Genomic DNA, 20304 nt, shown 5'->3' on the forward strand with positions numbered 1-20304 from the left:
GCGGAACGCTATGACCGCGATGAGCCTTGCATAGGGTGGCTGACGGCGCAGCCTCATCCACCAGCTTCGCGCCGGGACTAACCGACTACCCTCTCCCGCCGGCGGGAGAGAGGACTATCCGGCGTCGGGCCGCACGCTTCGCCCGCACTCGCGAGTGCTCCGTCAGTCCTATTCCGCGGAGGGTTAAACGTCGGCTGGGTCGCCTCTCTGCAGGATGATGCCGGCCCTCCCGGCGAGCCCTCGTTATACTGAGCGGCTTGGCGTCGTTTCCGTGCGAAAAGGATGGACGACCTGGCCGCGGCGCTCGTGGCAACCACGAATTCTCATGGATTTTCAGACGGCGGATAGATGAGCAACCAGGCGGATGTGGCCAAACCCAACGACTCCAGGCACCTGACCCCGAGCGACCTGCCGTTTCCGGTGGTGGGCATCGGTGCCTCCGCTGGCGGTATCCAGGCCCTGCTGCGCTTCTTCGAGGCCCTGCCGGCGGATTGTGGCCTGACCTTCGTGGTGGTGATGCATCTGTCGCCCGAGCACCAGAGCAATCTCGACCGAATCCTGCAGCGCGCGACCCGCCTGCCGGTACGGCAAGTCACCCAGCCGGTACCCATCCAGGCCGAGCACGTCTATGTGATTCCGCCCGGCGCCGACCTGACCATGAACGATGGCTATCTGCGCCTGAGTCCGGCGGAGCGGCCCCAGGGCGATCACGTAGCGGTGGACCTGTTCTTCCGCGCCCTGGCCGAGGTGCACAAGACCCGCGCCATCGCCATCGTCCTCTCCGGCAACGGCGCCGACGGCTCGGTAGGCCTCGGTCGGGTCAAGGAGCAGGGCGGGGTGACCCTGGCCCAGGCGCCGGAAGACGCCGAGTTCGATTCCATGCCCAGTAGCGCCATCGCCGCCGGGGTGGTGGACTTCGTGCTGCCGGTGGTAGAGATGCCGCAGAAGCTGCTGGAGCTGGCCACGACCCTCAGCACCCTCAACCAAGGCGAGCTGCGCCAGCTGGACCTGGAGTCGCGAGTGCCGGGGCCGTCGAGCAAGGCCATGCAACTGGCGCTGCGCGACATCCTCACCCTGTTGCGCACCCGCACCGGACACAACTTCAAGCAGTACAAGACCGCCACGGTGCTGCGCCGGGTGGAGCGGCGCATGCAGGTCAACGCCATCGCCGACATGCCCGCCTACGCCGGCTTTCTCCATGACCATCCCGAGGAAACCCCGGCGCTGCTCAAGGACATGCTCATCGGCGTGACCAACTTCTTCCGCGACCGTGAAGCCTTCGAAGCCCTGGAGCGCTATGTCATCCCGGAGTTGTTCGAGCACCTGCCGGGCAACGAAGACGACCAGGAGCTGCGCATTTGGAGCGCGGCCTGCTCCAGTGGCGAAGAGGCCTACTCCCTGGCCATGTTGCTGACCGAGCAGGCCGAGCTGTGCCAGTCCGGCGCGCGGTTGCAGGTGTTCGCCACCGATCTCGACGAGCAGGCCCTGGCGCTGGCTCGCCATGGCGTCTATCCCGGTTCCATCGTCACCGACGTCGCCCCCGCCCGGCTTCGTCAGCACCTGCTCAAGGAGCAGAACCAGTACCGGGTGAAGAAGGAGCTGCGCGAGAAGGTGCTGTTCGCCCAGCACAACCTGCTCAGCGATCCACCGTTTTCCCGCCTCGACCTCATCAGCTGCCGCAACCTGCTGATCTACCTGGATCGCGAGGTGCAGGCCGAGATCCTGCACACCTTCCACTTCGCCCTCAAGCCGGGTGGCTACCTGTTCCTCGGCAGCTCCGAGTCGGCCGACGTGCAGAGCAGCCTGTTCGCCACGGTGGACAAGAAGAACCGCATCTACCGCGCCAAGCACACCACCAGCGTGGGCCGCCCGACGCCCATGCTCAACCTCAACCCGGGGATCCACAGCGTGCGCCTGCCACCGCACCAGGTGGGCCGGCGCAAGAAGGTATCCTTCGCCGAGGTGCACCAGCGGGTACTGGAGCAGTACGCTCCGCCGAGCATTATCGTCGACCGCGAATCCAACATCGTGCACCTGTCCGAGCGGGCCGGGCGCTTCCTGCGCTACGTCGGCGGCGAGCCCAGCTACAACCTGCCGGCGCTGGTGCTCGAGGAGCTGCGCCTGGAGCTGCGTACCGCGCTGTTCCAGGCGCTGCAGAGCAACAAGAGCGTCGAGGCGCGCCGCGTGCACATCCAGCGCGACGAGCGCAGCTACTACATCAACATGGTGGTACGGCCCTTCCGCGACAGCGACACCAGCACCGACTACCTGCTGGTGCTGTTCGACGAAGTCGAAGACGTCATGAGCACCGATTCCACCAGTGACCACACCGAGGCCAAGGACAGCGTCCTCACCCAGCTGGAAGCCGAGTTGCAGCGCACCAAGGAGCAGTTGCAGCTGACCATCGAGCAATCCGAGACCTCCACCGAAGAACTCAAGGCCTCCAACGAGGAATTGCAGGCGATCAACGAGGAATTGCGCTCGGCCACCGAGGAGCTGGAGACCAGCAAGGAAGAGTTGCAATCGATCAACGAAGAGCTGATCACCGTCAACTACGAGCTGAAATCCAAGATCGAGGAAACCGGCAAGATCAACGACGATCTGCAGAACCTCATCACCTCCACCGACATCGCCACGGTGTTCGTTGATCGCGGCATGCGCATCAAGAGATTCACCCCGCGCGCCGCCAGCATCTTCAACATCATCGTCAGCGACACCGGGCGGTCGCTGCTGGACATCACTCACCGGCTGGACTACCCGGAACTGGCCGCCGATGCCAACCAGGTGTTCGAATCCCTCGGGCTGATCGAGCGTGAAGTGCGCAGCCACGACGAGCACTGGTACCTGGCGCGGCTGCTGCCCTACCGCACCGCCGAGGATCGCATCGAGGGCGCGGTGCTGACCTTCATCGACGTCACCGAGCGGCGCCTGGCCCAGGATCGCGCCCGCGCCGGCGAGGAGAACATGCGCCTGGTGGCGCAGAACATCCAGGACTACGCCATCGTCACCCTGGACGCCGCCGGCATCATCAACAGCTGGAACGGCGGCGCCACCCGGCTGTTCGGCTACAGCGAGCGCGAGGCCCTGGGCCAGCCGGTGGAGCTGATCTTCACCCCGGAAGACGTCGCCGCCCAGGTGCCGGAAGCGGAAATGCGCCAGGCCGACGAGCACGGCGCGGCCCAGGACGAGCGCTGGCTGAGGCGCAAGGACGGCAGTCGCCTGTATTGCACCGGGGTACTCAGCCGCATGAGCAATGCCTCCGGCGGGCGGGGCTACGCCAAGATCGCCCGCGACGCCACCGCTGACCACGTGCGTTCCAGCGAGGCGGCCACCCAGCAGGCCCAGCAGCGCGCCCTGGGGCAGCTCAAGGACGAGTTCTTCGCGGTGATGTCCCATGAGCTCAAGCACCCGCTCAATCTGATCCAGCTCAACAGCGAGCTGCTGACCCGCTCCCCGGTGCTGCGCGACGTGCCCCTGGCGCGCCGGGCCACCGAGGCCATCCAGCGCGCGGTACGCAGCCAGGCGCAGATCATCGACGACCTGCTGGACCTGTCGCGCATCCGCACCGGCAAGCTCAAGCTGGAGCGGCAGAGCCTGGACCTGGCCCAGCAGTTGCGCGAGATCGCCGAGGTGGTCAGGCCGCTCGCGGGGGAGGTCGAGGTCAGCTGCGTGCAGTTGCCCAAGACCCCGCTGTATGTCCGGGCGGACGCCACCCGCATCGGCCAGATCGTCTGGAACCTGCTCAACAACGCCATCAAGTTCACTCCGGCCGGTGGCCAGGTGGAGATCGCCCTGGGGGTGGACGGCGAGGACGCACGGCTGGACGTCAGGGATACCGGCCAGGGCATAGCTCCCGACTTCCTGCCGCGGGTGTTCGAGATGTTCGGCCAGGCGGAAATGAAATATACCGCGCGCGCCCAGCACGGTCTGGGCATAGGGCTGGCGCTGGTCAAGCAACTGGTGGAGGCCCACGGCGGGCGCATCGAGGCCCATTCCGCGGGGCTCGGCCAGGGTGCCCAGTTCAGCGTCTGGCTGCCGTTGTGCCAGGGCGAGCGGCCCTGCGCGGCGGAGCCCCGTACCGACGGCCGCTCCGTGGCCGGGCTGCGGGTGCTACTGGTGGACGACTCTCCCGACATCGTCGAGACCCTGCAACTGCTGCTGGAGGAAGAAGGCGTGGCGGTCACCGCGGCCACCGAATCCCGCGGCGGCCTGGCGCTGGCCCAGGCCCAGGACTTCGACGTCATCCTCTCCGACATCGGTATGCCGGAAATGGACGGCCATGAATTCCTGCGCCAGATCCGCAGCGGCGACCGCAACGTCGGCACCCCGGCGGTGGCGCTGTCCGGCTATGGCTCGCGGCTGGATGTCGACAAGGCGCGGGCGGCGGGCTTCGCCCGGCACCTGAACAAGCCGGTCAGCTTCGAGGCGCTGATCGCCGTGCTGCACGAATTGCGGGCGTCCGGCTGAAGCCGGAGCGCTGCGCGGGTGGTGACATAGTCAGACGATTCACGGCACACTCGGCTCCAGCCGGGGCGCCGACCCATCCGGGTCGGACGCCCCGATTCCCGCCAGAGGAGCACCGCGATGACCCGCCTCACCGCCAAGGATTTCTCGCCCGAACTGCTCGAACTCTACGACTTCTACGTCCATGGCCGCATCAGCCGGCGCGACTTCCTCGACCGCGCCGGCGCCTGCGCCGCGGTACTGGGGCTGTCGGCCACCGGGGTGCTGGCGGCGTTGAGCCCCAACTACGCCCTGGCTACCCAGGTGGAATTCACCGATCCGGACATCGTCGCCGAATACGTCTACTACCCCTCGCCCCAGGGCCATGGGCGGGTGCGCGGCTACCTGGTGCGGCCGGCCAAAGCCAGCGGCAAGGTGCCGGCGGTGGTGGTGGTGCACGAGAATCGTGGGCTCAATCCCTATATCGAGGACGTCGCCCGGCGCCTGGCCAAGGCCGGCTACCTGGCTCTGGCACCGGATGGCCTGACGTCGATGGGCGGCTATCCCGGCAATGACGACAAGGGTCGCGAGCTGCAGCAGCAGGTCGATCCCGCGAAGTTGATGAACGACTTCTTCGCCGCGGTGGAAACCCTGATGAGTCATGAATTCAGCACCGGCAAGGTCGGCATCACCGGCTTCTGCTATGGCGGCGGGGTGGCCAATGCCGCCGCCGTGGCCTATCCCGAACTGGCCGCGGCGGTACCCTTCTACGGCCGCCAGCCGCGTGTGGAGGAGGTGGCGCAGATCAAGGCGCCGCTGCTGATCCACTACGCCGAGAACGATCCGCGCATCAACGAAGGCGCCGCCGCCTACGAAGCCGCGCTCAAGGCCCAGGGCAAGACCTTCGAGGTGCAGCGCTATCCGGGCACCACCCACGGCTTCCACAATGATTCCACGCCGCGCTACGACGAAGCCGCGGCCAAGCTGGCCTGGGAACGTACCCTGGGCTGGTTCGGGCGTTACCTCGCCTGACATCGACGGAGAAGCCGATGCCGCAACAGCGTATTCCCGCCGTCTATATGCGCGGCGGTTCCAGCAAGGGGGTGTTCTTCCATGCCCGCGACCTGCCACCTGCCGGCCCCGCTCGCGATGCCCTGTTGCTACGGGTGATCGGCAGTCCCGATCCCTATGGCAAACAGATCGACGGAATGGGCGGCGCCACCTCCAGCACCAGCAAGGTGGTAGTGATCGCCCCGTCCTGCCGCCCGGACTGCGACGTCGACTACCTGTTCGGCGCGCCGGCCATCGAGGCGCCGGTGATCGACTGGTCGGGCAATTGCGGCAATCTCAGCGCCGCCGTCGGCCCCTTCGCTATCAGCGAGGGCCTGGTCCAGGCCCCACGGGACGGTTTGGCCACGGTGCGCATCTGGCAGGCCAACCTCGGCAAGTGCATCCTCGCCCGGGTACCCATGGTGAACGGCGAGGTGCAGGAGGAGGGCGACTTCCGCTTCGACGGCGTGGCCTTCCCGGCCGCCGAAGTGGTGCTCGAATTCCTCGATCCGGCCGGCAGCGATGGCAGCGTGCTGCCTACCGGCCGAGTCCTCGACGAGCTGGAGGTCCCTGGCCTCGGCGTGGTCGCCGTGACGCTGCTCAACGCCGGCAATCCGACCATCTTCGCCCGCGCCGAGTCGCTCGGCCTCAAGGGTACCGAGACCCAGGCGCAGGTCAACGGCGATGCGGAATTGCTGCAGCGCCTGGAGCAGCTGCGGGCCGCCGGTGCCGTGGCCATGGGCCTGGCCGCCAGCGCCGCCCAGGCCACCGCGGAGCGCCCGCACACGCCCAAGCTGTGCCTGATCGCCCCGCCGCAGACCTATCGGGTGGCCGGTGGCAAACAGCTGCAAGCGGACGAACTCGATCTCATCGCTCGCATGATCTCCATGGGCCAGTTGCACCATGCCATCCCCGGCACCGGTGCGGTCGCGGTGTCCGTAGCCGCGGCGTTGCCCGGTACCCTGGTCAACCAGCTGACCGGTGACCTCGCCGGCCGCCAGGTGCGCATCGGCCATACCGCCGGCGTCGTCACGGTCGGCGCCCAGGCCCGCGAGGTCGCGGGCAACTGGCAGGTGGAAAAGGCCATCATGAGCCGCAGCGCCCGGCGACTCATGGAAGGCTGGGTGCGGGTACCGGCGGGGGCTAGTGCGCTGCATGGGGCGCGCCCAACAAGACTGAAACCCTGCGCCCAGGCGCCCTCACCCCAGCCCTCTCCCAGGGGGAGAGGGGGCGGTCAAGTCCGGCGCCTGTGACGGCGACGGCGCAATCCTTCGGTCTTATCGCGGCCGTGGCGGTCCGCCGAGGCGGCCGCTCCTACGGGTGGAGGCTTGCTGGCTGATCGTGATGTTGCCGGCCTGAGGTCACCGAACGCCTGCTCGGATAGCCCCCTCTCCCCTCGGGAGAGGGTTGGGGTGAGGGTGCCCCCTCGCCACGAAGCCGCCAGTGGAAAAGGCTGCGCCGTTTTCCACGCTACGTGCTGTATCCGTAAAGCCGTTGTACAGCTGCTCCTAAAGGGAGTAGGGCTCTTGTCTTATCGCGGCCATGGCGGTCCGCCGATGCGGCCGCTCCTACAGTAGCTTCCGTGCCTGTAGGAGCGGCCCATGGCCGCGATCCGCACAGCGTCCTGCTGGATACAGGCAGCGTTGGGCCGCACTGCGCCCAGGGCCAACCGAGGGACGCCGTGGGTGCTTCAGGTCCCTTCGATCAAATCGCGGATACGGATCGCCAGGGCGTCCATGGCGAAGGGCTTGGTCATCACGTGCATGCCGGGCTCCAGGTGGCCGTTGCCGATCACGGCGTTTTCGGCGTAGCCGGTGATGAACAGTACCTTGAGTCCCGGGCGGTGCTGGCGGGCGGCGTCGGCCATCTGCCGGCCGTTCATCCCGCCGGGCAGGCCGACGTCGCTGACCAGCAGGTCGATGCGCACGTCGGACTCCAGCAGCCGTAGCCCGGAGCTGGCGTCGGCCGCTTCCAGGGCGGCGTAGCCCAGTTCTTCGAGGACCTCGGTGACCAGCATCCTTACCGTGGGCTCGTCGTCCACCACCAGTACCGTCTCGCCGTGGCCGACGCGGGGCAGCGCCGGTTGGCTGGCGGCTCGCTCGGCGCTGACGGCGGCCTCGCGGTGGCGCGGCAGGAACAGGGTGACGCTGGTGCCCTGGTCGACCTGGGAATGGATGCGCGCCTGGCCACCGGACTGGCGGACGAAACCATAGATCATCGACAGGCCCAGGCCGGTGCCGACGCCGATGGGCTTGGTGGTGAAGAAGGGGTCGAAGGCCTTGGCGATCACCTCGGGCGGCATGCCGCAGCCGTTGTCGGTCACGGAGAGGGCGATGTATTCGCCGGGCTCCAGGTCGCGCATGCGCCCCATGCGCGCATCCAGGGCACGGTTGGCGGTCTCGATGTAGATGCGACCGCCTTCGGGCATGGCGTCGCGGGCGTTGATGCAGAGATTGAGCAGGGCGTTTTCCAGCTGCGGTGGATCGACCAGGGTCGACCAGAGATCGCTGGCCGCCACCACCTCGATCTGGATCGCCGGGCCCACGGTGCGGCGGATCAGGTCTTCCATGCCGGCCACCAGGCGATTGATGTCGGTGGGCTTGGGGTCCAGCGTCTGCCGGCGGGAGAAGGCCAGCAGCCGGTGGGTGAGGGCGGCGGCGCGAATGGCGGCACCCTGGGCGGCGGTGGTATAGCGTTCGAGATCGTTCAGGCGGCCCTGGCCGATGCGCACGGTGAGCAGGTCGAGACTGCCGACGATGCCGGCGAGCAGGTTGTTGAAGTCGTGGGCCAGACCGCCGGTGAGCTGGCCGACCGCCTCCATCTTCTGCGATTGGCGCAGTTGCTCTTCCAGCAACGCCTGGGCCTCGGCGGCTTCCTTTTCGCGTGTGATGTCGCGCCCGGCGCCGGTGAGGTGGTCTTGATCGGGGTCCAGGGAGAGTGTCCAGGAGAGCCAGTGCCAGCTACCGCTGGCCGCCAGCACACGATTCTCCAGCCGCGCCGGCAGGCCGCTGCGACGCAGCTCGTCGAGGGCCGCCAGCACCTTCGGCAGGTCGTCGGGATGGATGAGTTCGGTGTAGGGCCGGCTGAGCAGTTCCGCTTCGGAATAACCCAGGTGCCGGGACCAGGACGGACTCACCCGCAACAGCTGCCCGGTGAAATCGGCCACCAGCAGCAGGTCTTCGCTGAGCGCCCAGAGCCGGTCGCGCTCGGCGGTGCGGGCCTGTACCTCCTGGCTGAGACTCAGGTTCTGCGCCTGGATCAGCGCCTGGGCGTCACGCTGGGTGGTGACGTCCTGGGCGAAGACGTAGAAGCCGTCCACGGCGCCTCGGGCATCGCGCCGTGGCCGGTAGTGGATGTCGGCGATGCGGCGGCGGCCATCCGGCCAGGGCCAGGGCAGGTCGAGGCGCGCCGGGGTGCCGTCCAGGGCGGCCTGGATGGCTTGCTGGCGGGCGGCGAACAGCGCGGGCGAGAAGACCTCGGGCATGCTGCGCCCGACGAGGTTATCGGGGGCCTCCTTGAACCACCTGGGCGCCTCGGCGTTGGCGAAGCGATAGATCAGCTGGCGATCGACGAAGGCGATCAGGCAGGGCAGGGTGTCGGCCACTAGGCGCAGGTTCATCTCACTGTCGTGCAGCGCGTGCTCCGCGGTGAGGCGCGCGGTGGCCGAGCGGGTGCGACTGGCGACTTCGCGGATGAACTGGAGTTCGTGGGGCGCCCACTGGCGCGGCGTGCGGGAGCTGACGTAGAGCAGGGCGACGAAGCGGTGGTGCTCGAACAGCGGAGTGTTGACGAAGGCGCGGGTGTCCAGGGTCTGCAGGGCGGCGAGGTTGTCGCGGGTACGGGGATCTTCCCGGACGTCTTCGATCACCACCGTCTCGCCGCGCTTGAAGTCCTCGATATAGCTGCCGTAGTCGCGGAAATTCAGGGTGCCCACCAGACTCCGGGCGCCCGGGACGGTCCAGTCGCGCGCCACGGTGATGGTTTCGGCGTCGGCGTCCACCAGGCCATAGCCGACCAGGTGGGCGCCGAGGGTGGTGCCCAGGGTGGCGCAGGCCACCTCGGTGACGGCCGCGATGTCGTCGAGGTGACTGAAGCGCTCGCCGAGTTCCAGCAGCGCCAGGCGATAGCGCTCTTCGTGGCGCTTGGCCTGGGCAGCCAGCTCCCGTTCGGTGACCTCCAGGAACAGCACCAGGAAGCTATCCGGGCCGGCCTTGTGCGCATGGCCTTCGTACCAGCGCCCGTCGTGGTGGAATTGCCGCACGTAGCTGAACGACTGGCCGGTATCGACCACCCGGGTGAAATCCTCCACCCAGCTGTCTTCCAGCCCGGGAAAGAGTTCACGAGCGCTACGGCCGACGGTTTGCTCCGCGCTCAGCCCGAAGTGGTTCGACCAGGCGCGGTTGACCTGGTCGTAGCGCCAATCCCGTCCCCGTCCCTGTTCATCGCGCAGGATGGTGCCGAGGATGAAACCTTCCTCCAGTTGTTCGAACAGGTCGCGCCAGTAGCGCTCGCTTTCCAGCAGGCGCCGCTGGACGTCGCCGAGGCTGAGTTCGCTGGCGCGCAGGGCTTCGCCGGCCAGGTGCTGGGCGGTGCGATCGCGCAGGATCTTGACGAAGCCGGTATGGCGACCGGCGTCGTCGTGCAGCGGGTGCATCTCGCCGCTGGCCCAGAAGCGTGCCCCGTCGCGGCGCAGGTGCCAGCGCTCGTCCTCGGCCCGACCGTCGCGTAGCGCCAGCCGCATTTCCAGGCCGGCGCGGTCGTTGCTATTGTCTTCCGGGGTGAAGAAGCGCTCGGCCGGGCTGCCACGCATCTCCTCGGCGGTCCAGCCCAGCAGGCGTTCGGCACCACTGTTCCAATCGGTGATGATGCCCTTGGGGTCGAGCACGATCATGGCGAAGTCGATGGCGCCATCGAAGATCGCCAGGCGCCGCTGGGTATCCTGCGGCTGCAGGGCGCAGCGGGCGTCGAGGGCGACGCGGAGGCGGTGCACTTCCGCCTGGAGGTCAGCGTAGGAGGGAGTCTGTTCAGCCATGGGGTCGTCGGGGCGGAGGGTAGCCGGTACCTGAGAGTGTGAAGCCTGGAAATCCTAGATAAGAGAGTCCGGCGAGACGCAGGGATTCCGGCAAATTTTTCCGAGCGGTCGGGAATTAAGTCGTCGCTGGCGCATCAGACAGGTGCGGAGGGGTAGCGACCAGCCGTTCATCCGCATCCTGTGATCCAAGTCAGGTAAAGTCGGTCCATATTAGTCGTACTAATGAAGTAGCGTTGCCATGACCGATGCAATAACACCCGCTGCCGTTACCACCGTGCTGGTCGTCGAGGACGATCCGGTGCTGCGTTCCCTGGCGACGGAGGTGTTCGAGATGGAAGGCTACGCCGTGCAGTCCTTCGCCACCGCCGATGCGGCCTGGGCCTGGCTGGACGACGATCCCACGCCACCGAACCTGCTCTTCACCGATGTGCGCATGCCGGGGCGCCTCGATGGCCTGGCCCTGGCCAGGCAGGTACGCCAGCGCTTTACCGAGCTGCCCATCCTGGTCTCTTCCGGCTATACCGGCCAGCAGTACGCCGAGCGCGAAGAGCGCGCACTGTTCCTCGCCAAGCCCTGGACCATCGACCAGTTGCTGGACGCCTGCCACCAGCTCGGCATCTAGCCTAGTCTTGTGCCTGGCGCGTCTGGGCCAGGCGGACTGCCGCATCCACCTCGTCGAGCCGCCAGGGCTTCTGCAGGAAGACCACCCGCGGCGGCAGCCTGGTGGTGATCTCGTAGCCGTAGCCCGAGGTGATCAGCATGGGCAGGTCCGGCCAGCGCTGACTCAGCAGCTGCACCAGTTCACCCCCGCTCAGCTGGCCGGGCATGAGGTGGTCGGTGACCAGCAGGGCCGGCGGCGCCGGCCGCTGCAGCAGCTGCACCAGGGCTTCGTCGGCCGTGTCGAACCTCAGGCAGGTCCAGCCCAGGCTGGCTTCGAGGTGATTGCCCAGCAGTTCGCCGAGCAGCGCGTTGTCTTCGATGACGACGGCATAGGGAAGGGCGCTGACTGGATTCATCGAGCGTTCCGGAATTCACGCGAGGGCGACTTCCGGAAGCTTAGCAGTTTTATGGTATGACTAATTTATATATCCAGGACGATCTTGCCGAAGTGGCTGCCGTCCTTCTGGAAGGCGAAGGCCTGGGCGATTTCCGCCAAGGGGTAGTGGCGGTCGATCACCGGCTTGATCCCGGTACTCTCCAGGGCGCGGATCATCTCCTGCTGATGGCGGCGACTGCCGACGATCAGGCCCTGCAGGCGCTGGTGGCGGCGCATCAGGTTGGCGGTGGGGACCTGGCCCTCGACGCCGGTGAGCACCCCGATCAGCGCCAGGTGGCCGTGGATACGGGCGGCCTGGATCGACTGCGCCAGAGTCGCCGGCCCGCCGACTTCCACCACGATGTCCACCCCGCGACCGCCGGTGATGGTCCGCACCTTGGCTCCCCATTCCGGCTCGTCGCGGTAATTGATCAGGTGATCGGCGCCCAGGGCATAGGCGCGCTGCAGCTTCTCGTCCGAGGAGGAGGTGGCGATCACCGTGGCGCCCATGGCCTTGGCCAGTTGCAGGGCGAAGATGGACACGCCACCGGTGCCCATCACCAGCACGCTGTCGCCGGCCTTGAGGCCACCGTTCACCACCAGGGCACGCCAGGCGGTGAGGCCGGCGGTGGTCAGGGTCGCCGCCTCGGCATGACTGTAGCCCCGGGGTGCGCGGGTGAAGGCCGTGGCCGGGCGCACCACCACCTCGCAGGCGAAGCCGTCGACGCCATCGCCCGGCGTGGTGGAAAAGTCGTCGAGGGGCGGTTCGCCGTCGAGCCAGGTGGGGAAGAAGGTGGAGACCACGGAATCGCCTACGGCGAACTCACTGACGCCCGATCCTACGGCCTCGACCACCCCGGCGCCATCGGACATGGGGATACGACCGTCGGCGGCGGGCATCTTGCCGAGCACGACGCCGAGGTCATGGAAGTTCAGCGAACTGGCCTTGATGCGGACGCGGATCTCGCCGGCACCGGGCTGGCCGGGATCGGGCAGCTCGCAGCTTTCCAACTGATCGAGTCCACCGGGTTTGCGTAGGCGTATGGCATGCATGTCAGGTCTCCTCAGGGGGGGCAGGCCGCGGTTGGCCGGCCGATCCAGAAGGGACCCCAGGCGCCGCGCGGGAATTCAATCCAGCAGACGAGTCAGCCAGAGTTCGCGGGTCAACTGGTAGCTGTCCAGCTCCTCCTCACCGCCACGCAAGGGGAACAGGGCGCGGACCCGTCCCTGGCGGATGAAGCCGTTCTTGAGCAGGACTCGACCCGAGGCGGGATTCTCCGGCAGGTGGCGACCGTTGATGGCCCTCAGCGCCCAATGGTCGAAGCCGAAGGCGACCAGGGTGGCGCAGGCTTCGGTCGCCAGGCCGTGGCCCCAATAGGGCACGCCGATCCAGTAGCCGACATTGGCTATACCCTCACCCTCGCGGCGCAGCGAGATGACGCCGCGCAGTTCGTCGAGAGAGCGATCGACAATGGCGAAGTGGACCTGGCTGTCGGCGGTCCAGGCCGGGGCATGGGTGGCCAGCCAGCCGTAAGCGGCCGCTGGGGTATAGGGATGGGGCACGGTGCCGGTGGTGGCGGCGATCCGCAGGTCGCCGGCCAGGGCCACCAGGGCGGGGACGTCCCGCTCGCGGCAGGGGCGTAGCGCCAGACGTTCGGTCAGCAGGCTCGGTTGCGGCAGCATGGAGGTCCTCCGGCAGAGGCAGGGGAGTCCTCGCGGCGCGCCGCGAGGTCCTCGATTCACGCCTGGCGCAGCCGCGCGGGCGACGGCTCTTCAGTCCGCTCGGCCTGGGTGAGCGAGCCGGTGACGCCACGCGCCCGGATCAGCACGATCTTGAGCTGTTCGTTGATGCGCTCCTGGCGGTCCTGGAAGAAATTATGGAAGACCACGCAGATCAGGGCCACGGCGATGCCCAGGCCGGTGGCGAACAGGGCCGTGCCGATGCCACCGGAGATCTGCCCCGGATCGGACACCCCGGCTGAAGCCAGTGCCTTGAAGGTGTCGATGATGCCGAGGATGGTACCGAGCAGGCCCAGCAGCGGGGCGGCGGTGGTGATGGTCTCGATGATCCACAGGCTGCGCGCCAGCGGTGCCCGGGTGGCCAGGTACTGGGTATCGACCAGATCCTCCAGCGCCTGGTGATCGAGCCGGTCGCGCTGGGCCAGGATCGGCTCGACCATGGTGACCGCCAGCCCAGGTCGCTCGGCCAGGGCGGCCGGTAGCCGACCGCTCTGCTGTACCTCGCGCTGGAGCAGCGCCGTCGCCAGGCGTCCGGCCTGGCGACGGGTGTAGGCGAAGAACAGGCCCCGTTCGATGGCGATGAACAGCGCCAGGGCGATGCAGCCATAGAGGATGTAGAAGGTGGCGTCGTGCAGGAGTTGGGTATTCATGGGGTGCTCCGGGCTCAGAAATGGCCTTCCAGGGACAGGGTCACGGTACGTTCCACGGCGACGTTGTAGATCGGGCTGCTACCGGCATAGCGCTGGTAGGTGACCGCGTTGGTCTGCACGCTGTCCACGCCGTCCAGGTACTTCTTGTCGAACAGGTTGTCGACGTTCAGGCGCAGGGTGGCTTCCTTGAGGAAGCGCTTGTCGGTGGGCAGGTAGATGCCGGCGCCCAGGTTGAATACCGTGCCACCCGGCACGCTTTCGTCATTGGTCAGGTCGCCGTAGAGCTTGCTGCTGTACTTGCCGCCGAAGGTGCCGTAGTAGCGGCCGTTGTCCCAGCCGAGGTTGGCGGCCAGCATGTTGCGCGGCACGTTGGCGAATTGCTTGCCCTTGGTCGGCAGCTCGATGCGCTGGCCGTTGTAGTAGACCGGCAGGTTGTCCTGCTGGATGGAGCGGGTGTAGGTGTAGGAGGTGTAGTAGTTGAAATGGTGGGGCAGGAGGCCGCTCCAGGCCAGCTCCAGGCCGCTGTTGTCGACGTCGCCGCCGTTGAAGTCGACGCTGTCGCCGTTGATGTCCTTGGACGACACCTGGCGATCCTTGAACTTGAGGAAGAACAGGCTGGCCGAGAAGGCCATGGTCTCGCGCTGCTGACGCCAGCCCAATTCCTGGTTCCAGCTGGTTTCCGGGCGCAGGTTGAGGGCGTCGGGGCTGGTGTCGTACAGCACGTAGTTGGCCGGCACGCGCATGTTGCGATTGATGTTGTAGAACAGCTGGTTCTGCGCATCGAGCTGGTAGCTCAGGCCGGCGCTGGGCAGGAAGGCGTCATAGGTACGCGAGCGCTGGTAGGGCTGGGTGCTCAGGTCACCGTGGTTGTCGGCCTTGCGTTCCACCTGCTGGTAGGCGGTGCCGATGTTCAGCGTCCAGTCCGGGGCCAGGGTCCAGGTGTCCTGCACCCAGAGCTTCTGCGCCGGGGTCTCGGTGTAGCGATTGCGCCCCTGGACCCGGTTGCCCTTGGCATCCACCACGCTGCGGGCGTCCGGCCAGAAGTCGCCGTCGGCCTTGCCTGCCGCGTTGATCGGGATGAAGGGCTGGGTCTGGGATTGGCGCGCGATTTCGAACCAGTAGCCGAATTGCAGGCTGTGGGCGTCGTTGACGTCCCAGTTCAGTTTGGTGGTCATGCCCGGGCGCCAGGTCTGGGTGCGCGAGGGGCGATAGTAGACGCCGGAGTTGGGCGTGCCGTCGGCGGCGTAGCCCGCGGCGGTGTTGAGGTTGCTCAGGTCGTAGACGCCGTTGCGGCCGGAGGTGCGATTCAGGGCGCTGGTGGAGTAGCTGCTGCCGCTGCCATCGCCCCAATAGAAATAGGGGTTGAGGGTCAACGCCAGGTTGTCCTGCAGCTGCAGATGGCCGTTGAAGACGGCGCTGAAGTTCTCGAAGGGATTCTTGCCCAGCTCGTAGTAGCTGGCGATCTTGCCGTTGCTGCCGCGCACCGGCGTGCCTGGCGCCGGGGTGTAGCTGCGGCCGTATTGCTCGAACTGGGCCTTGGTCAGCTTGGTGTAGCCGTCGTTGTCCTGGCGGTAGTACTTGAGGATCAGGTTGCCGGTGTTGCCGTTGCCCTGGTCGAAGAAGCTGTTGAATTCCACCCGGTCGCCGCGCACCGCGCCCTTGCCCCGCCACAGCTCGCCCTCGGTATGGGAGGCTGACAGCCAGTTGCTGAAGCCATTGACCTCGCCGGTGTTGAGCCGGGCGAAGGTCCTGGTCAGGCCATTGTTGCCGACCGCCTGCTGGACGAAGACATCGCTGTCCTTGGTCGGCCGCAGGGTGGTGAGGCCGATGTTGCCGCCACTGGAGCCGATGTGCGGGCCGTCCAGTTCCGAGGCGCCCTGGGTGACGAAGATCTGGTCCAGGTTCTCCGGATCGCCCAGCAGGTTGGCGTAGAGGCTGTAGCTGCCCGAATCGTTGAGCGGCATGCCGTCGACGGACATGCCGACCTGGTTGGCGGCGAGGCCGCGCATGGTGAAGTTGAAGCCGGAGATGCCGGTGGCGTCGTTGCTGGTGATGTGTAGGCCGGGGGTGTATTGGAGGCGGTCGATGGCGTTGGCCGTGGCGGTCTGCTTGTCCATCGCCTCGCGGGTGATGGTGGAGCGTGACTTGGTGCTCTGCTCCGGGGGCAGGTAGCCGCCGCCCAGGGTGGTGTTGCCCTGGACACCGATGGTGCCCACGTCGCGTTCGGCGGTGTTATCGGCCCAGACCACGCCGGGGCCCAGACTGGCCGCCATGATGGCGAGATAGAGTTTACTGCGGTTCATCTCGAATCCTCGAAAGGCTGGTAGTTAACGGGGCGAATAGTCGAAGGTGGCGGTGATGCGCAGCTGGCTACGTCCGGCGAAGGCTTCCGCCGGGAAGGGCTTGACCTGCTCGATGCGTCCCAGGCTGGTGAGGGCGGCGCGATTGAGCAGCATGCTGCTGGCGCGCTCTTCCAGGCCGCGGTCGAGGACCTTGCCGTTGCGGTCGACGAGCAGCCAGACCACCACCTTGCCGCTGGGGCGCTCCAGGGACGCCTGGCGGCCGCTGGGGTATTGCTTGTAGCGCTCCAGGTCATCGCGCACGCCGTGCAGATAGCCGCCTTCCAGGGCGCCGGTATCCACCGCCGGTCGTGGCGGTGGCGCCGGTGGGGCAGGCGGTGCCGGCCGGGGGGCGGTCTCCACCACTCTGGTTGGGGCCGGAGCGGGGGCTTCGGTCGGGTGCGGCTTGGCCACGGGTTTGGGGTGAGGCTCGACCCGCGGTTTCGGTTTCGGCTGGGGTTTGGGCTCGATGTGCGGCTTGGGCGACGGAGGCGGCGGGGCGACCGGTTCTTCGGTGACCACCGGCGGCACCTCTGGCTCGGGCTCGGGCTGCACGGTCGGCGGCGGGGGCGGCGGCGTTTCCACCACCGGCACCGGCGGTGCCACGGGGTCGGCTTCCGGCTCGGCGAGGGCCAGTTGCACCGGGGTGGCGTCGTAGTGGGGCTCGATCTTCAGCGGTACCCGCTGCAGGGTCCAGGCGATGAGCACGGCCGCCAGCAGCGCCGGCAACCAGCCGAGGAAGTGACGGGAGCGGTAGAGGGCGTACATGGTCAGCGCTTGCGGGTGGCGATGGAGATGGCGTTGAAGCCACCCTGGCGCAGGCTGTCCATCACCTCCACCAATCGCTCGATGGCGACTTCCTTGTCACCGTTGATGATGATGGTGGTCTGGCTGTCGGGCTTGGCCTGGGCCTTGAGCCGTTCCGGCAACTCGGCCAGGGTCACGGCCTCACCGTCGAGCTGGAGCTCGCCGTTGGCGGCCAGGGTGACGATGGCCTTGTTCTGTGGCTTGAGTAGCTGGGCGCTGCTGGCGCCGGGCAACTGGGTCTTGATGCCCAGGGCGGGAATCACGTTGAGGCTGATCAGCACGAAGAACACCAGCAGGAACATCATCACGTCGATCATCGGGATGAGTTCGATGTGGGCCTTGCGCTTCTTGGGTTCGTCCCAGGCTTTCATGATCGGGGTCTACCGTTGGTCGGAAGCCGGAGACCCTAACAAGCGTCCTTGACGCTTCGGTGACGTGTTCTTTACTTGCCGTTGACGGTTTGACGTCAGTTTTTGGACGACGTCGGACTGTCATCTAAGCCGAGCAGACTACCGCCCCCGAATCGAGTCGCGCCGCTCTAGCGCGCGGGTTAGCCCAGGAATTAGCCGATGTCCTCTCGTGTCATGCCCCTTGCCGCCCTGTCCCTGCTGCTGCTTGGCTGTGCCCATGCTCCGCCTGAATCGGTCACGGTCAACCTGGCGCTGATCAATGATTTCCACGGTTACTTGCAGCCCAATCCGGCGCTGTTCGGCCAGGGCCAGCCGGGGCAATTGGTCGGCGGCGTGGCCAACGTCGGCGGGGTGATCGACCACCTGCGGCAGCAGGATCCCCAGACCCTGGTGATCGGCAGTGGCGACCTGATCGGCGCCAGCCCGGCGGTGTCGGCGCTGTGGGCCGACGAACCCACCCTGCAGGCCATGAACCTGCTCGGCCTGCAACTCTCGGCGGTCGGCAACCACGAGCTGGACAATGGCAAGGCCGAATTGCTGCGGCTGGCCCATGGCGGCTGCGACTCCGACCGGCCAGCCAAGGCTTGCCAGTTCGAACCGCACTGGCAGGGCGCGCGCTTTCCCTATCTGGCCGCCAATCTGCTGGACGCCCAGACCGGCAAGCCGCTGTTTCCGGCCTATCGCATCCTCACCGCCCACGGTCAGAAGATCGCCTTCGTCGGGGCGGTGCTCAAAGAACTGGACCAGGTGGTGGCGCCCAAGGGCCTGGTGGGCCTGAAGGTCACCGACGAGGCCGACAGCATCAAGGCGCTGATTCCTGAGTTGCGCGCCCAGGGCGTGGACGCCATCGTCGCGGTCATCCACCAGGGTGGTACCAGCGAGGACCCGGGCCGTGACTGCCACGACCTGCAGGGCCCCATCGTCGAGGTGGTCAAGCGCCTCGGCCCGGCGGTGGACCTGGTGGCCAGCGCCCATAGCCACCAGGCCTACACCTGCCACGTAGGGCGGATACCGGTATTCCAGGGTGGCGCCTACGGCCAGTTGGTCAGCCATGTGAGCCTGCAGATCGACCCGCGCCAGCACCGGGTCACCCGGGTGCAGGTGGAAAACCTGCCGGTGATTCCCCGCCAGTATCCGGCCGATCCGCAACTGGCCGCGCTGGTGGCCCGGGTGGCGGCGCGCAGCCAGGCGGTACTGGAGCGGCCCATCGCCCGGCTGGGTACGCCGCGTCTGGAGAAAGGCGTCAACAGCGCTGGAGAAAGCGCCCTGGGCGACCTGATCGCCGATGCCCAGTTGGCGGCGGCGCGGCCCCTGGGGGCGCAGCTCGCCCTGACCAACAGCGGCGGCATCCGCAATGAGCTGGCCCTGGCACCTGGCCAGGAACGGCTCACCTATGCCCAGTTGTTCAGTTGCCAACCCTTCGCCAATCGCCTGACCCTGATCGACCTGACCGGCGCTCAGCTACGTGAGCTGTTGGAGCAGCCATGGCGCCGCGATCCTGTCGAGCCCTTCCAGGTATCCGCCGGCTTCACCTACGCCTGGGACGCCCGGCGTCCGATCGGGCAACGGGTGGTACCTGGCAGTGTGCGCCTGGATGGCCAGGCGCTGGATGATCGGCGGATCTATCGCCTGGTGGTCAATAGTTTCCTCGCCGATGGTGGCGATGGGGCGACTTTGCTGAAGGCGGGCAGTAATCGTCTGGCGATGAAGATCACCGATCTGGAGGCGCTGGAGCGTTATCTGGTGCAGCAGGACCGGCAGGGGCGGCCAGCAGGGCAGGGCGAACCGGCCGGGCGTATCCGCCGCCAGGACGGCTGAGGGGCGGGAAAGGTCACGGAGCCCAGGCGCCGTGACCCAAGACCTTACTTGACCGCTTTCTGCAGCTGTTGCAACTGCTGGGTGCGGGTATTCAGGCGGGCTTCGCCGCGCTCGGCATCGGTCTTCTTCAGCTCGGCTTCGGCCAGGCGCAGCTTGATGGTCTGCATGGCGGTCTGGATGCGCTGCTGGGTCAGGTAGGCCAGTTGGTCGACGGTCTTCTCGTTCTCACCGTCCTTGTAGGCCTTGTCGGCCTTGGCCAGCCAGGTACCGGCATCCTTGGTCTCCAGGGCGGCCAGTTGGGCAGCCTGGGGCTGGGATTCCAGGGCGGCGTAGTCGTTGCGCGCCTTTTCCAGGTTGGGGTTGGGCGGGGTGGCGCAGGCGGCCAGGGTCAGGGTCAGCGCCGACAGCACCGGAAGCAGGAAAGATTTACGCATGGGCTTTGTCCTTCAAGAGAGCGGCAGCTTACTGCTGCACTTTTTTCTGTAGATTCTGTTGCAACTGCAGGTTGATCTGACCTTCTTCGCGGATCTGCTGGATGCTGTTCTGCGCATCCTTGAGCGCCGCCTCGGCCTTGGCGGCCTGGGTCTTGCGGGTGGCCAGGCGGGCATCCCACTCGGCCTGCTCGGCCAGTTGCTTGGCTTCGGCGTATTTCTCGTTGGAGAGGGCGGTCTGGGCCTGGGTCCATTTGTCCTGGGCCGACTTGGTCTCGATGGGGGCGTACTGGTTGCCGCCGGAGCTGACGGCTTCATTGACGGCCGACTGGGTCACGGCCATCTGCGCGGTCGGCGGATTGCCGGCGCAGCCCGCCAGCAGCAGACCGCCGCCCAGGACCAGGCTGGCCAGCAGCGCGCGCGGCGCGGAGAACGAGGAGGCACGAGAGGGACCGGTTTTCATCCGAACTTTCCTGTCAGGTCGCCCGAAATGGGCGACAGTGCCTTTGAGACGACGAAAACGCGGCGAGGTTCGCTGCGCTCAAGCT

The 20304-nt window shown here is 67.1% G+C and carries 13 protein-coding genes and 2 pseudogenes; 5 read left to right on the forward strand and 10 right to left on the reverse strand.

Annotated features, from left to right (window positions below; genetic code table 11):
* The first annotated feature begins 348 nt into the window (after nt 1–348).
* The 3 genes and pseudogenes from QZ471_RS21520 to prpF all read left to right on the forward strand — a co-directional run.
* Complete coding sequence (locus QZ471_RS21520) at nt 349–4467, forward strand: CheR family methyltransferase (RefSeq protein WP_295467666.1); 4119 nt, start codon at nt 349–351, stop codon at nt 4465–4467.
* Nucleotides 4468–4584: 117 nt separating this feature from the next.
* Nucleotides 4585–5475, forward strand: a complete 891-nt coding sequence (gene yghX, locus QZ471_RS21525) for a YghX family hydrolase (RefSeq protein ID WP_295467668.1) — start codon at nt 4585–4587, stop codon at nt 5473–5475.
* 17 nt (nt 5476–5492) lie between these two features.
* Nucleotides 5493–6629 (forward strand): annotated as a pseudogene (gene prpF / locus QZ471_RS21530) (2-methylaconitate cis-trans isomerase PrpF); the annotation flags it as partial.
* 554 nt (nt 6630–7183) lie between these two features.
* Here prpF and QZ471_RS21535 read toward each other — a convergent pair.
* Nucleotides 7184–10525 carry a PAS domain S-box protein gene (locus QZ471_RS21535; protein WP_295467670.1) on the reverse strand — a complete coding sequence of 1114 codons (3342 nt, stop codon included), beginning with the start codon at nt 10523–10525 and terminating at the stop codon, nt 7184–7186.
* Nucleotides 10526–10763: 238 nt separating this feature from the next.
* Here QZ471_RS21535 and QZ471_RS21540 point away from each other — a divergent pair, with 238 nt between their 5' ends.
* Nucleotides 10764–11147, forward strand: coding sequence for a response regulator (locus QZ471_RS21540; protein WP_295467672.1), 384 nt, complete (start codon nt 10764–10766; stop codon nt 11145–11147).
* 1 nt (nt 11148) lies between these two features.
* Here the strand turns inward: QZ471_RS21540 and QZ471_RS21545 are convergent, their stop codons facing one another.
* The 7 genes from QZ471_RS21545 to QZ471_RS21575 form a co-directional block, all read right to left on the reverse strand.
* On the reverse strand, nt 11149–11541 hold the full coding sequence (locus QZ471_RS21545; protein ID WP_295467674.1) for a response regulator: 393 nt from the start codon (nt 11539–11541) through the stop codon (nt 11149–11151).
* A 65-nt stretch (nt 11542–11606) separates the two neighbouring features.
* On the reverse strand, nt 11607–12614 hold the full coding sequence (locus QZ471_RS21550; RefSeq protein ID WP_295467676.1) for an NAD(P)-dependent alcohol dehydrogenase: 1008 nt from the start codon (nt 12612–12614) through the stop codon (nt 11607–11609).
* Between the two features lie 75 nt (nt 12615–12689).
* Entirely contained in the window at nt 12690–13244 is a 555-nt protein-coding gene (locus QZ471_RS21555) for a GNAT family N-acetyltransferase (RefSeq protein ID WP_295467678.1), read from the reverse strand.
* Nucleotides 13245–13300: 56 nt separating this feature from the next.
* A complete protein-coding gene (locus QZ471_RS21560; protein ID WP_295467680.1) occupies nt 13301–13951 on the reverse strand; it encodes a MotA/TolQ/ExbB proton channel family protein in 651 nt (216 codons plus the stop codon).
* A 14-nt stretch (nt 13952–13965) separates the two neighbouring features.
* The gene (locus QZ471_RS21565) at nt 13966–16254 is read right to left on the reverse strand and encodes a TonB-dependent receptor (protein WP_295467682.1); all 2289 of its coding nucleotides are present in this window, start codon (nt 16252–16254) and stop codon (nt 13966–13968) included.
* Between the two features lie 24 nt (nt 16255–16278).
* Entirely contained in the window at nt 16279–17058 is a 780-nt protein-coding gene (locus QZ471_RS21570) for an energy transducer TonB (protein ID WP_295467684.1), read from the reverse strand.
* A 2-nt stretch (nt 17059–17060) separates the two neighbouring features.
* Entirely contained in the window at nt 17061–17468 is a 408-nt protein-coding gene (locus QZ471_RS21575) for a biopolymer transporter ExbD (protein WP_295467686.1), read from the reverse strand.
* Between the two features lie 198 nt (nt 17469–17666).
* Between QZ471_RS21575 and QZ471_RS21580 the strand changes: the two genes are divergently transcribed.
* Nucleotides 17667–19325 carry a bifunctional metallophosphatase/5'-nucleotidase gene (locus tag QZ471_RS21580; protein WP_295467688.1) on the forward strand — a complete coding sequence of 553 codons (1659 nt, stop codon included), beginning with the start codon at nt 17667–17669 and terminating at the stop codon, nt 19323–19325.
* A gap of 59 nt (nt 19326–19384) precedes the next feature.
* Here QZ471_RS21580 and QZ471_RS21585 read toward each other — a convergent pair.
* Nucleotides 19385–19759 (reverse strand): annotated as a pseudogene (locus QZ471_RS21585) (DUF4398 domain-containing protein); the annotation flags it as partial.
* Nucleotides 19760–19787: 28 nt separating this feature from the next.
* The gene (locus tag QZ471_RS21590; protein ID WP_295467692.1) at nt 19788–20219 is read right to left on the reverse strand and encodes a DUF4398 domain-containing protein; all 432 of its coding nucleotides are present in this window, start codon (nt 20217–20219) and stop codon (nt 19788–19790) included.
* Between the last annotated feature and the right edge of the window lie 85 nt (nt 20220–20304).

The organism is uncultured Pseudomonas sp., from assembly GCF_913774235.1.
Classification (GTDB): domain Bacteria; phylum Pseudomonadota; class Gammaproteobacteria; order Pseudomonadales; family Pseudomonadaceae; genus Chryseomonas.